This is a genomic window from Novosphingobium sp. MMS21-SN21R, from assembly GCF_031846015.1.
Classification (GTDB): Bacteria; Pseudomonadota; Alphaproteobacteria; order Sphingomonadales; family Sphingomonadaceae; genus Novosphingobium.
The window spans coordinates 2,553,883-2,566,987 of record NZ_JAVRDU010000001.1 but is presented as its reverse complement, the minus strand read 5'-3'; the positions used below and the strand labels follow the sequence as shown (position 1 = coordinate 2,566,987).

At 64.3% G+C, this 13,105-nt stretch carries 13 protein-coding genes; all 13 read left to right on the top strand.

The window, feature by feature from the left end; translation table 11 throughout:
* Positions 1-10: 10 nt before the first annotated feature.
* The 13 genes from ccmA to murD all read left to right on the top strand — a co-directional run bounded on the left by ccmA (position 11) and on the right by murD (position 13,073).
* On the top strand, positions 11-586 hold the full coding sequence (gene ccmA, locus RM192_RS12280; RefSeq protein ID WP_311507843.1) for a heme ABC exporter ATP-binding protein CcmA: 576 nt from the start codon (positions 11-13) through the stop codon (positions 584-586).
* Positions 583-1,245 carry a heme exporter protein CcmB gene (gene ccmB / locus RM192_RS12275; protein WP_311507842.1) on the top strand — a complete coding sequence of 221 codons (663 nt, stop codon included), beginning with the start codon at positions 583-585 and terminating at the stop codon, positions 1,243-1,245. The genes ccmA and ccmB overlap by 4 nt, the downstream gene beginning before the upstream one ends.
* A 77-nt stretch (positions 1,246-1,322) precedes the next feature.
* Complete coding sequence (locus RM192_RS12270; protein WP_311507841.1) at positions 1,323-2,321, top strand: cysteine synthase A; 999 nt, start codon at positions 1,323-1,325, stop codon at positions 2,319-2,321.
* A 15-nt stretch (positions 2,322-2,336) separates the two neighbouring features.
* A complete protein-coding gene (locus RM192_RS12265; RefSeq protein ID WP_311507840.1) occupies positions 2,337-2,726 on the top strand; it encodes a hypothetical protein in 390 nt (129 codons plus the stop codon).
* A 77-nt stretch (positions 2,727-2,803) separates the two neighbouring features.
* Positions 2,804-3,478: an ABC transporter gene (locus RM192_RS12260; protein ID WP_311508628.1), complete on the top strand. Its 675-nt coding sequence runs from the start codon at positions 2,804-2,806 to the stop codon at positions 3,476-3,478.
* 343 nt (positions 3,479-3,821) lie between these two features.
* Positions 3,822-4,295: a division/cell wall cluster transcriptional repressor MraZ gene (locus RM192_RS12255; RefSeq protein ID WP_311507839.1), complete on the top strand. Its 474-nt coding sequence runs from the start codon at positions 3,822-3,824 to the stop codon at positions 4,293-4,295.
* Positions 4,292-5,272 (top strand): 16S rRNA (cytosine(1402)-N(4))-methyltransferase RsmH, encoded by a 981-nt coding sequence (gene rsmH / locus RM192_RS12250; protein ID WP_311507838.1) that lies wholly within the window; start codon positions 4,292-4,294, stop codon positions 5,270-5,272. The genes RM192_RS12255 and rsmH overlap by 4 nt, the downstream gene beginning before the upstream one ends.
* Entirely contained in the window at positions 5,269-6,027 is a 759-nt protein-coding gene (locus tag RM192_RS12245; RefSeq protein WP_311507837.1) for a hypothetical protein, read from the top strand. Before rsmH ends, RM192_RS12245 begins: the two co-directional genes overlap by 4 nt.
* Positions 6,024-7,769: a penicillin-binding protein 2 gene (locus RM192_RS12240; RefSeq protein WP_311507836.1), complete on the top strand. Its 1,746-nt coding sequence runs from the start codon at positions 6,024-6,026 to the stop codon at positions 7,767-7,769. The genes RM192_RS12245 and RM192_RS12240 overlap by 4 nt, the downstream gene beginning before the upstream one ends.
* Entirely contained in the window at positions 7,766-9,214 is a 1,449-nt protein-coding gene (locus RM192_RS12235) for a UDP-N-acetylmuramoyl-L-alanyl-D-glutamate--2,6-diaminopimelate ligase (RefSeq protein ID WP_311507835.1), read from the top strand. Before RM192_RS12240 ends, RM192_RS12235 begins: the two co-directional genes overlap by 4 nt.
* Entirely contained in the window at positions 9,211-10,680 is a 1,470-nt protein-coding gene (gene murF / locus RM192_RS12230; protein ID WP_311507834.1) for a UDP-N-acetylmuramoyl-tripeptide--D-alanyl-D-alanine ligase, read from the top strand. Before RM192_RS12235 ends, murF begins: the two co-directional genes overlap by 4 nt.
* The gene (gene mraY / locus RM192_RS12225) at positions 10,681-11,745 is read left to right on the top strand and encodes a phospho-N-acetylmuramoyl-pentapeptide-transferase (protein WP_311507833.1); all 1,065 of its coding nucleotides are present in this window, start codon (positions 10,681-10,683) and stop codon (positions 11,743-11,745) included.
* On the top strand, positions 11,742-13,073 hold the full coding sequence (murD, locus tag RM192_RS12220) for a UDP-N-acetylmuramoyl-L-alanine--D-glutamate ligase (RefSeq protein ID WP_311507832.1): 1,332 nt from the start codon (positions 11,742-11,744) through the stop codon (positions 13,071-13,073). The genes mraY and murD overlap by 4 nt, the downstream gene beginning before the upstream one ends.
* The last annotated feature ends 32 nt before the right edge of the window (positions 13,074-13,105 follow it).

Here is a 13,105-nt window from a genome sequence, read left to right as displayed (position 1 = left end):
GCAGCGCACCATGCAAGATTGCCGTCTCGTCGCCAATGATATTGCCTGCAGGCGCGGCGATCGGATTCTGTTTCGCGGGTTGTCGCTGTCGTTGCAGCCGGGCGACATCGTGCACCTTGCCGGTCCGAACGGCATCGGAAAGTCGAGCCTGATCCGTATTCTGGCGGGACTCTTGCGCCCCTATGCGGGGGATGTCACGCGAACCGGAACCATGGCACTGGCCGACGAACGCCTCGCTCTTGACGGGCATTTGCCGCTTGAACGCGCGCTGGCGTTCTGGCGCAAGGTCGATTCCACAAGCGCGCCGCCGCAGGATTTCGGCCTTGCCGATCTGCTCGACGTACCGGTGCGCTATCTTTCCACCGGCCAGCGCAAGCGCGCGGCCCTGGCGCGCGTGGCGGCGAGCGATGCGGCGATCTGGCTGCTGGACGAGCCGCTCAACGGGTTGGACGCGCACTGGACCTGCATAGCGCAGGCCGCGATCAATGCGCATTGTCTGGCGGGGGGCATGGTCGTCATCGCCTCGCATCAGGCCTTGTCGATCGACCGCGTAAAAACCCTCGAACTGCTGGACTACGCGGCATGATCGGGCGGCTCTGGCCCATCTTCGTGCGCGATCTATCGCTGCTGACGCGCGGCGCGCAGGGGCGCGGCGGGGCGGTCCTGCCGTTGCTGTTCTTTCTTGCCGTGGCGATGCTGTTTCCCTTCGCCGTAGGCCCGGACGCACGGCTTCTGGCGCGGACCGGGGCAGGCGTGATCTGGGTAGCGGCGCTGCTCGCCTCGATCCTCCCGCTCGACCGGCTGGTCGAACCCGATGTCGAGGCCGGGTTCTTCGATCAGTGGGCCTTGCGCGGGCTGTCGGAAGAGGCGCTGCTGCTCAGCCGCATACTGGCGCACTGGCTGAGTTTCGGCATTCCGCTGATGCTGGCTGCGCCGATCTCGGCAGGCCTGCTTTCGCTCGATGCAGCACAATTGCGCATGGTCGAGATCGGGCTGCTGCTGGGCACGCCGGGCCTTGCCGCGATTGGCGTGACGATTGCGGCGCTGACGGCGGGCCTTCGCGCAGGCTCCGCGCTTGGGGGACTTCTGGCGATCCCGCTGACCGTGCCACTACTGATCTTCGGTGCAGGCTCCTTGCAGCCTGGCGGCGAGAGCGGTCTGGCTTTGCTTGCGGCGTGCAGTCTTGTCGCGCTTGCCGTCGCACCATTCGCGGGTGGTGCTGCGATCCGGGCCGGCCGGGAGTAACTACCGCGAGTAGGACTTGGGGCTCCCCAAGCGCAAATTCATTGGCAATCGCGCGAAGGCACCCTAATTCAGGCGGCATGATGTCTCCTGCAATTGCAAACGATACGATCTCGCTCATCGGGAACACCCCGCTCGTCCGGCTCAAGGGGCCGAGCGAAGCGGCGGGCTGCGATATTTTCGGCAAGTGCGAATTTGCCAATCCCGGCGCTTCGGTGAAGGACCGCGCCGCGCTGTGGATCGTGCGCGATGCCGAAGAGCGCGGACTGCTGAAGCCCGGCGGCACGATCGTCGAAGGCACCGCAGGCAATACCGGCATCGGCCTCGCGCTGGTCGCTAACGCACTGGGCTACAAGACGGTGATCGTCATGCCCGAAACGCAATCGCGCGAGAAGATGGACACGCTGCGCGCGCTCCGAGCCGAACTGGTGCTGGTTCCGGCGGCACCTTTCTCCAATCCCGGCCACTTCGTCCATACATCGCGCCGCATCGCCGAGGAAACCGAGGGCGCGATCTGGGCCAACCAGTTCGACAATATCGCCAACCGCCGCGCCCATATCGAAAGCACCGCGCCCGAACTGTGGGAGCAGATGGAGCACCGGATCGACGGGTTCACGTGCGCGGCGGGCACCGGCGGCACCATCGCGGGCGTCGGCATGGGGCTGAAGGCGTTCAATGAGAACGTGACCATCGCCTTGTCCGATCCGCATGGAGCAGCGCTCTATAACTACTATGCCAATGGCGAACTCAAGGCAGAAGGCTCGTCGGTCGCCGAAGGGATCGGGCAGGGGCGCATTACCGCCAATCTCGATGGCGCGCCGATCGACACGCAGTTCCGCATCTCGGACGAGGAAGGCCTCTACTGGGTCGAGCGGATGCTTGCCGATGAAGGCCTGTGCCTCGGCCTGTCGAGCGGTATCAATGTCGCAGGCGCGGTCGCACTGGGCAAACAGCTCGGGAAGGGTGCCCGTGTGGCAACGATCCTGTGCGATACCGGCTTCCGCTACTTGTCCTCGCTCTACAATCCCGAATGGCTGAAGGCCAAGGGGTTGCCGGTGTTCCCATGGCTGGAGCAATAGGCTAGAAGGCCGCTCATGGCTTTCTTCGCCAGGTCGCAGGCCAGTGGCACTGCTGCGCCCAGCACTTCGCAGGTCGCTCAGCCAAGCGTGCTGGCCTATAGCCCGCCGTCGACCCGCGAACTGCGCGCGCAAGCGGTGCACCGCCTGCAGGTCGGCATGTTCGGCCTCGCCGGCATGTTGCTGCTGGTCAGCCTCGCCAACGTCATCATGGACCGCGCCAAGTATCTTGACGACACATCGGTCAACGTGGCCGAGCCGATGACGTCTGCCAGTGAAACCTCAGCCAAGGACCCGCTGGTCGATATGGGCGTTGCGCCCGAACTGCCCGTGTCGGGGAACGCCGGACCGGACGCTGGCAAGGCACCGGCACGCCCATCGGCTACGGCGGGCGAACAAGGCAACTGATCGCAATGCCGCGAGGGTTCACGCGGCGACGGATCGCGGGTCTGATTGCTCTTGCCGTCATTGTCGCCATCGCGTTGGTGCTGCTTGCCAAAAGCGATTCAGGGCACGGCGAGCGCCGGCAAGAGCCGCTTGGACTGTTTACCAGCTTGCCGATCCTGTGGTCTGAACAGGCCGACTTGCGTGCCATGCTGGCCACCCCCACCCCGCCGCACTGGGCACGCGGCGCGCTGACGGAAAATGGTCAACTGGTGGCCCTGGATACGTTGCTCGACCTCTCACACTTCGAGCGGCTCGTGATCGCGCAGCCACGTCCACTGTCACCTGACGAAAACGTCGCGCTCGATGCCTGGGTGCGCGGCGGCGGACGGCTGCTCATGTTTGCCGATCCTATGTTGACGCAGGAGAGCGCCTATTCGCTGGGGGACCGGCGTCGGCCACAGGATGTCGTGCTGCTATCACCGATCCTGTCGCGCTGGGGCCTACAACTGCAGTTCGACGATATGCAGCCCGCAGGATTGCGGGAAAACGCGGGCGAGGGCGTGGCGGTAGACCTTCCGGGGCAGTTAACCGTCGTCGGCGGAGGGGTGGGAGCGCAATGCCTGATCGGTGCCGAAGCGCTTGTCGCCAGGTGCAGCGTGGGGAAAGGGCGGGCAACAATCGTGGCCGACGCCGCCGTATTGTCCAATGACGGCGATTCAAGCGCGAAAAAGCGGCAACTCGACGCGCTCCTCGTCGATGCCTTCACTCGCTGAACCCGCGAACTGCGGGAAACTGCGGGCATTGATCGCTCAGCACTCTGCCTTGATTGAAGAAAAGCCGAATTTGCGCGGGTTTTTAGGTCTGTTAATTGGGCATTTCATGGTTACCGCCGGGTTAGGACATGTAAAAAATCGTAGGGATTCATAACTAGTCCGCGATTTCCCGCATTTTCCCCTTTTCGCCCGCGCACTCCCGCGTTAGTAATGCTTCCCATCGGGACGAACTCCAGTCGCATCCGCGGGGGATGAGTCGGCACTGCGTGATGACGCAGCGCCGAAGGATGGGTCGTTTGTCCGCGAGCGGGGTGTCTAGGTGGCGGGTGGGCCGGCGAATTTTGTGGGACAGGGCTTTTCGCCACGCGGCGAAAAGGGCCGCTTCGTCCTGCCTGCCGATTTCCGCGCCGATGTCTTCGCCGCATCCGACAACCAGCGCACACTCTGCCTCGACAAGCATCCCCGCCTGCCTTGCCTCGTCGGGTTCGGTCTTTCCCGCCTGACCGACTTTGCCGCCGAGATCGACCGCGAGGAAGACAAGAAGCTGCGCCTCGGCATCGATTTCGATCGTGATATGGCTGAAGCACAAGTCTACGGCTTTCACCGTGCCAGCTTCGATGACAGCGGCCGTTTCGTCCTGCCCGATCACCTCGCCGAACTTGGCGCGGTTGATGAAGGCCTCTATTTTCACGGCGGCGGGCGCCAGATCACGATCTGGAACCCGAACGTGCTTTTCCAGCAAGGCCCCGGCTGGGAGAGCGCTCAGGCCGGTTGCCGCGCGAAGATGGCCGAAGCTGCCAAGGGCAAGCGCAAGTGAGCGCGCCCGGCATTCCTCACATCCCGGTTCTGCTCGACGAAGTCGTTGCTGCGCTTGCCCCCGCAGCAGGTGACCTTATCGTCGATGCCACGTTCGGCGCCGGTGGCTATACTCGCCGCCTGCTGGAATCGGGCGCGACCGTTCACGCTTTCGACCGCGATCCCGATGCGATCGAGGCTGGGCAACGCTGGGGAGAAACCTGTGGAAAAGATCCGCTGCTCGTTCTCCATCCCCGCCGCTTTTCCGAACTTGCAGAAGGACTTGCCGAGGCCGGAATTGTGGGCGTCCAAGGCGTCGTCTTCGACATCGGAGTAAGCTCGATGCAACTCGATCAGGCGGAGCGCGGATTTGCATTTTCGTCGGACGGCCCGTTAGACATGCGAATGTCACAGGAAGGTCAGAGCGCGGCCGACTTCCTGAACGAGGCGGACGAGGGGGATATCGCGGACGTTCTCTATCGCTATGGCGAAGAGCGCCAGTCGCGCCGGATTGCCCGCGCCATCGTTGCTGCCCGCCCGCTGACCACCACCGGACAATTCGCCGCCGTCGTGCGCAAGGCACTGGGCTACCGGCCCGACATCAAGGGCCCGAAGGCGCAAAAGGACCCTGCGATCCGCAGCTTTCAGGCGGTTCGCATTCACGTGAACGGTGAACTGGATGAACTGATCGAAGGGCTTGCCGCAGCCGAAAAGGTGCTTGTGCCCGGCGGTCGTATTGCCGTGGTCACGTTCCACAGCCTCGAGGACCGCATCGTCAAGCAATTCCTGCGCGACGGTGCCGGCGCGGTTCCTTCCGGCTCGCGCCATATGCCGCAGGCCGTGAACACAGCGCAGCCGGTTTTCGAAAAGCCATCGAGTGCGATCCGGCCCACCGAGGAAGAGGAAACCCGCAACCCTCGCGCCCGCTCGGCAACCTTGCGCTGGGCTGTGCGGACGTCGGCACCTGCCCGAACGGTCACCGGGAGGGCTGCGGCATGATCACTTCGGCCAACCGTCTCCGTTCGGCAGGGTGGTTCGTGCTGCTTGGGCTGTGCCTGACAATGGTGCTGGTGCTTGCGTTCCGGGTCAATGCCCTGCGCAGCCAGGTGCATCACGCCGAGACACGGATCGTCGCGCTCAAGCAGGAAAAGATGTATCTCGAAACCGAGTTCGAGACGCGCGCCAACCAGCAGCAGCTCAAGGTCTGGAACGATGTCGAGTTTGGCTATGCCGCGCCGGGCGCCAGTCAGTATCTCGAAGGCGAACGCCAACTCGCGCAGTTGAGCGTGCCTTCGACCATCGATGCGCCCGAACCGATCCGCGTTGCCAGCGTCGATGACAGTGTGATTGCTTCGGCAGCGTTTCCCGCGATGGTTTCACCGCTTTCGGGCAAATCGTTCGCCAGCGATGACCGCAACGCATCGGCAGATCAGGGTGATGAGCCGCGCGGTGAACGCATGGGCCATGCCGAAGCGGTCGAGACGCTGAAGGACCGGCTCGGCAAGGTCGTCGAATCTGGCTCGACCAAACCTGTCCGCAAGGAGACGGCTTCGGAGAAGGACCGCCCGGAAAAGGAAAAGGCATCGGTCGCAAAGACGCCCCAGAAGCCCAAGGCCGTCGCCGCGAAATCCGATAAGTCGGCGCCGGCAAAGCCCAAAAGCGCCGCCGTTGCGGATAAGTCGCCCGCAAAGAAGGACAAGTTGGCTGCGGCCTCTCGCCCCGCCCCGCGCAAGGAGGCTAAGGCAGCCCGGTGAATGCTCTAACAGCCTCCGCCGCCATCGCTTCGGGCCGGGTCCGTCTGGCCAACATCCGCCAGCGCTCGCTGGTCGAGGCCAAAGTGCGCGTGCTGGTGGTCGCGTTCCTGTTCCTGTTTGCGGGCCTCGCCGCGATGGTGCGCATCGCCCAGCTTGGCTTCTTTGAGGACGCGCCCGAGCGTCGCTCGCTGGCCGAAGCACTGCTTCCGCCACGCGGTGAAATCACCGACCGCAACGGCTTCCCGCTCGCTCGCGCGTTCCCGGCCTACGCCTTGTGGTTCAATCCCAAGGCGCTGGGCGAGGCGGGCACGCCGCTGGTCAAGTCGCCCGATGAAGTTGCCCGGGCGCTGCTGCAGATTTTTCCCGACGCGGACTACAACGATCTGGTCAAGCGGCTGAAGTCTGAACGGCCCAGCTACTTGCGCCGCCGGGTCATGCCTGAAGAGGCCAACCGCGTGTTCGCACTGGGTGAACCGGCGCTGGAGTTCCCGCGCGAGAACCAGCGCTACTATCCGCAAGGCTCGCTCGGCGCGCATGTGCTCGGCTACGTCGATGGCGAGGGCAATGGCCATGTCGGCATGGAGCAGGTGCTCGAAAAGCGCTTGCTCGATCCGGCGCAGCGCGGCCAGCCTGTGGCCCTGGCCATAGACATGCGCGTGCAGGGCGCACTGGAAGACGAACTTGGCCGCGGCATGATGGAAACCGAGGCCAAGGGCGCGGCAGGCATCATTCTCGATGTCGATACCGGCGAAGTCGTGGCGCTGGCGTCGTTGCCCTCGTTCAATCCGAACCGCTCGGACATGGCCTACAACGACCTCGTCTTCAACAAGGTCACCAACCAGGTTTACGAACTCGGCTCCACGTTCAAGCCGCTCACCGTTGCCGCCGCGATCGACGATGGGGTGATCACCGATCTTGCGGTGCGCTACCCGTCGAACCGCCCGCTGGCCATCGGCGGCTTCCAGATTCGCGACAGTCACAGCTTCGGTGCTTCGCTCAACGTGCCCGAAGCCCTGATCCATTCGTCCAACATCGTGACCGCGCAAGTGGCCGACAAGCTGGGCGGGCCGGCGCTCAAGCGCACGATGGCCGCGCTCGGCATGAACGAGCGTCCCTATATCGAACTGCCTGCGCGCGGCTTCCCGCTCTGGCCCCGTGGCACCGACAAGAACGGCGACTGGGCGCGGATCACGACGATGACGGTCAGCTACGGCCACGGCATTGCGGTCACCCCTCTTCACCTCGCGGCTGCTTATGCAGCGCTTGTCAACGGCGGCATCTGGCGTCCGGCAACGCTCTACAAAGTCGATCCCGGCCATGCCGCTGCAGGCCGCCGCGTGTTCAAGGCCTCGACCAGCGCGCGCATGCGCCAGTTGCTGCGGATGATCGTGGTCGATGGAACGGGGCGCAGTGCAAATGCGCCGGGCTTCCGCGTCGGCGGGAAGACCGGTTCAGCCGAAAAGCCGGGGGGCAAGGGTGGCTATAACCGCACCTCGCTCGTCGCAACTTTCGCTGCAGCGTTCCCGATGGACAAGCCGCGCTACGTCGTTATCGCCATGCTCGATGAGCCGAAAGGCACTGCCGCCACCTCGTTTCAGCGCACCGCCGCCTACAACGCCGGGCCGATTGTCGGACGGGTCGTGCCGCGCATTGGGCCATTGCTTGGCGTAGTGCCCGACGATAGCCGTGATATCGACATCTCAGATCTTTCGCCCCTGGTCGGCAACGGGAAGGGCGAATGAAGCTCGGCGCCATCCTTCGCGGCGCAGGCTTTCCGGCGATTGACGCAGAAGCCAACGTCACCGGCTTTGCCATCGACCATCGCAAGGTCGCGCCCGGCACCGTGTTCGGCGCATTTCCCGGTGCACGTTTCAATGGCGAGGACTACATTGCCGACGCCGTAAAGTCAGGCGCGGTGGCGGTTGTCGCGCGTCCCGAAGCCGTGGTCGAAGGCGCGGTCCATATCGCTGATGCCGAGCCGCGCCGTGCCTTTGCACAGGCCGCAGCGCAGTTCTTCCGGCCTGTTCCCGAAACCATCGTGGCTGTGACCGGGACCAACGGCAAGACCTCAACCGCCGAGATGACGCGCCAGATCTGGCGCATGGCCGGCATGTCCGCTGCCTCGATCGGAACGCTGGGGGTGACCACGGCAGACGAAAGCGTCTCGACCGGACTCACCACGCCCGACATCGTCACTTTCCTCTCCAACATGACCGGCCTTGCCCGCGAGGGCGTCACGCACGTGGCCTACGAGGCGTCGAGCCACGGGCTTTCGCAGTTCCGCAACGAAGGCCTGCGCGTTGTCGCCGGGGCTTTCACCAACCTCAGCCGCGATCATCTCGATTACCATGCGACGATGGAAGACTATTTCGCGGCCAAGATGCGCCTGTTCGATCATGTCGTGGAAAATGGCGGCACTGCCGTCATCTGGATGGACGACGAATGGTCGGACCGGGCGGTGGAGCACGTCCGCCAGCGGGGTCTGCGGCTGCTCAGCGTGGGCGAGCAGGGAACATCGGTTCGCTTGCTCGCCCGTACGCCCACCCAACTCGGGCAAACGCTCGAAATCGAACATGACGGCAAGGCGCGCAAGGTTACACTGCCGCTGATCGGGGCCTATCAGGCTGCCAATGCGCTGGTTTCCGCAGGTCTGGCGCTGGCTTCGGGCATTGATGCAAGTGCGGTTTTCGACGCGGTGGGCCGCTTGCAGCCGGTGCGCGGACGCCTTGAACGTGCAGCGATCAACCGCGCCGGTGCTCCCGTCTATGTCGATTACGCGCATACGCCCGACGCTATCGAGGCGGCAATCGCGGCGCTGCGCCCCCATGTGAAGGGCCAGCTCATCACCGTGTTCGGCGCAGGCGGCGACCGCGATGGCGGCAAGCGTCCGGAAATGGGCCGTGCCGCCTGTGCCGGATCGGACATGGTGATTGTCACGGACGACAATCCGCGCGGCGAAGATGCTGCCGAAATCCGCGCGGCAGTCTTGGTCGGGTGCGACGGCAGGGCGCGCGAAATTGGCGACCGCCGCTCGGCCATCGCCGCAGCCATTGCCGAGGCGGGGCGCGATGACATCGTGTTGGTCGCGGGCAAGGGGCATGAACAGGGGCAGATCATCGGCAGGGGTGATGCGATGCGCGTCCTGCCTTTCGACGACGTACAGGTCGCCAGGGAGTGCACCACATGACCGCTCACCCCGCGCTAATCGAATGGCCCGAGGACCCGTCCGATGCGGCGGGTCTTGCACTTTGGACGAGCGAGGACATCGCGACGGCAACCGGCGGACGTGCCAGCGCGCGGTTTGCGGTATCAGGCGTGGAAATCGACAGCCGTGACGTTGTCGAGGGCGACCTCTTCTTTGCGCTGAAAGGCGAAAGTTCCGATGGTCACCGCTACCTTGAAGGTGCTGCTGGTCGGGGTGCCGCAGGCGCTGTCGTGGAACACGCCAGTTTCGGTCCACACGTGCTTGTTTCCAATACTTCAAGTGCACTTGAGGATCTTGGAAAAGCTGCGCGAAGCCGGGTAGATGCCGGCATTATCGGAGTCACCGGCTCAGCAGGCAAGACGGGTGTCAAGGAAGCGCTCTATTCCGCGCTCGACCGTGCCTGCAGGGGCCGGGCGCACCGCTCGGTCAAGAGCTACAACAACCATGTCGGCGTCCCGCTCAGCCTCGCACGGATGCCTGCCGCTACGCGCTTCGGCGTGTTCGAAATGGGCATGAACCACACTGGTGAACTAGCGGCGCTGACCCGTCTCGTGCGCCCGCACGTCGCCATTGTGACTACGATCGCGCCAGCTCACATCGGCCATTTTTCCGGCGAGGAAGAGATCGCCGATGCCAAGGGTGAAATCTTCGAAGGGCTGGAGCGCGGAGGCGTCGCCATCATACCGGCCGACAGCCGCCATTTCGAGCGTTTGCGGGCGAAGGCCGCGCTGCACGCCGAGCGGGTAATCAGTTTCGGCAGCAACCGCGACGCCACAGTGCGTCTGATCGACGCCCTGCCTGCCCCCGGCGGCGGCACGCTGGTCACCGCCGATCTGGACGGCCGCAAGGTCTGTTACACGATTGCCCAGCCGGGCGCGCATTGGGTCACCAATTCGCTGGCGGTAATGGCTGCGGTCGAGGCTATCGGCGGCGATCTGGGCGCGGCCGGTCTGGCGCTCGCCGAGATGGAAGGCCTCGCCGGTCGCGGGGCGCGCAATACCATTCCTGCCAGCGCAGGCGATGGTTCGGGCAGGGCACTGCTGATTGACGAGAGTTACAACGCAAACCCCGCCTCGATGGCGGTCACCCTGCAGCAACTCGGTCAAACCCCTGCCACGCGCCGTATCGCCATTCTCGGTTCGATGCGCGAACTGGGCGCGGACGAAGCGCGCTACCATGCGGATCTCGCCGGGCCAGTAGCCGAGGGCAAGGTCGACCGGCTCATTCTCGTCGGACCCGAAATGGCTGCATTGGCCAGCGCGCTGGGGAAAAGCGGCGCAGGCTCGCTTGCCGCTGCAATCGATGTGGCGCATGTGGAAAACACGGCGGAAGCGGCGCAATGCCTCGCTGCTGATGGTGTGCGCGGGGGTGATGCCATCCTCGTGAAAGGGTCGAATTCGGTCGGTCTGGGCGCCTTGGTGCGTTCGCTCACGGCCAGGGAACAATGAATGCTCTACCTGCTGGCGCAATGGCTTCAATTTGAGGGGTTCAGCAACCTCATCCGCTACCAGACGTTTCGCGCCGGGGCGACACTGCTGACGGCGCTGGTGATCGGCCTGATCATCGGACCCCGTTTCATCAACATGCTGCGCGTTCGCCAGGGGAAGGGTCAACCGATCCGCGAGGACGGCCCGCAGTCGCACCTTGCCAAGCGGGGCACGCCGACCATGGGCGGGTTGCTGATCGTCACCGCGCTGACGCTGTCCACGCTGCTGTGGATGGATGTGACAAGCCGGTACATCTGGGCCTGTGCCGTCGTCACGCTCGGCTTCGGCCTGATCGGCTTTCTCGACGATTACGACAAGGTCACCAAATATGCGCACAAGGGCGTTTCGGCCCGTGTGCGCCTTGCCGGTGAGTTCGTCGTAGCCGCCATCGCCGCTTGGCTGGCCGTGGGGGAAACCAACCTTTACGTGCCGTTTTTCAGCAATCTCTACATTCCGCTGGGGCCGTTCTATTACCTCTTCGCGATCTTCGTGATCGTGGGTGCGGGCAATGCAGTGAATCTGACCGACGGCCTCGACGGCCTGGCTATCATGCCGGTGATCATCGCGGCGGGCACTTTCGCGATTATCGCCTACCTTGCCGGACGCACCGACTTCGCCGATTACCTCGGCATTCCGCATGTGAAGGGCGCGGGCGAACTGGCGATTTTCTGTGCGGCAATGATGGGGGCAGGGCTTGCCTTCCTATGGTTCAATGCCCCTCCTGCCGCCGTATTCATGGGTGATACTGGCAGCCTTGCGCTGGGCGGCGCGCTGGGCGTGATCGCGGTGGCCGCGCACCACGAGATCGTTCTGGCTATCGTCGGCGGGTTGTTCGTGATGGAGGCCGTTTCGGTGATCGTGCAGGTCGCCGTCTACAAGCGCACCGGCAAGCGCGTGTTCCGCATGGCACCCATCCACCACCACTTCGAGCAGCTCGGGTGGAAGGAATCGACCGTGGTCATCCGTTTCTGGATCGTGTCGATCGTGCTTGCGCTGATCGGCCTTGCCACGCTGAAGGTGCGATGATCGTCTCGCCCGCCTTTTCCGGCAAGCGCTATGCGGTGCTTGGTCTTGCCCGCTCAGGGCTGGCCAGCGCCGAAAGCCTGCTGGCGAGCGGGGCACACGTTACCGTCTGGGACAGCCGGGAAGAGCCGCGTGCTGCGTTTGATGGCCGCGCCGACATTGCCGATCCTCTGACGATTGATCTCACGGGATTCGATGGCGTAGTCGTCTCCCCCGGCGTTCCGCTGAACCGCCATCCGATTGCCGAACATGCCCGCGCTGCAGGCGTGCCGGTGATTGGCGATATCGAATTGTTTGCGCAAGCCCGCACCAATCTTCCCGCTCACCGCGTCGTTGGCATCACTGGAACCAATGGCAAGTCGACCACGACGATGCTGGTCCATCACATCTGCGCCGCTGCGGGACTTGCGGTGCGCCTCGGCGGCAATATCGGACTGCCGATCCTCGGGCAGGAGCCTTTGCCCGAAGGCGGCATCTATGTGCTCGAACTGTCGAGCTACCAGATCGACCTGACGCAAAGCCTCGCCTGCGATGTGGCGGCGCTGATCAACCTCAGCCCCGATCACCTGGACCGGTACGAAGGTTTCGCCGGATATGCGGCGTCGAAGGCCCGGCTGTTTGCGATGCAGGGGGGCGTGCAGCACGCAATCTTCGGCCGTGGTGACGAGCATACGCTGGCGATTGCTGCAGACGTTTCGGCCCATCGTGACGCAGCGTTCGTGCATATCGTCGAACCTGCAACGCTCGAAGGCCAGTCAGAATGGCCCTCGCTCCAAGGCCCGCACAACCTGCAGAACGCCGCCATAGCGGTCGAAATCGTCAGCCAACTTGGCATTGGCGAGGACGTCTGGCGTCCCGCGCTGGCGTCCTTCGTCGGTCTGCCACACCGCATGGAGCGCGTGGCCGAGGCGGGCGGCGTGCTCTACGTCAACGACAGCAAGGCGACCAATCCCGCCTCGACCGCGCCCGCGCTCGGCGCCTATCCTCGCATTCACTGGATTCTCGGCGGCTTGCCCAAGAGCGACAACCTTGATGAATGCGCGCCCTATTTTGATCATGTCGTGGCTGCCTACACGATCGGTGAAGCAGGCCCGCGCTTTGCCGAAATCCTTGATCCGGTCATGCCGGTCACGCGCAGCGAAATGCTGTGCGATGCGGTGCGGCAGGCGATGGACGCGGCGCAGCCGGGCGATGTGGTCATGCTCTCGCCCGCTTGCGCAAGTTTCGACCAGTTCCGGGATTTCGAAGCGCGGGGCGACAACTTCCGCCAGATCGTGAGCGCCTTGATCGAGGACCGCGAAGCGCCCTGTCCGCCCGGTGGCGGACAATGAGCACGACACCGACGCCAACCCGCCTCGTCACC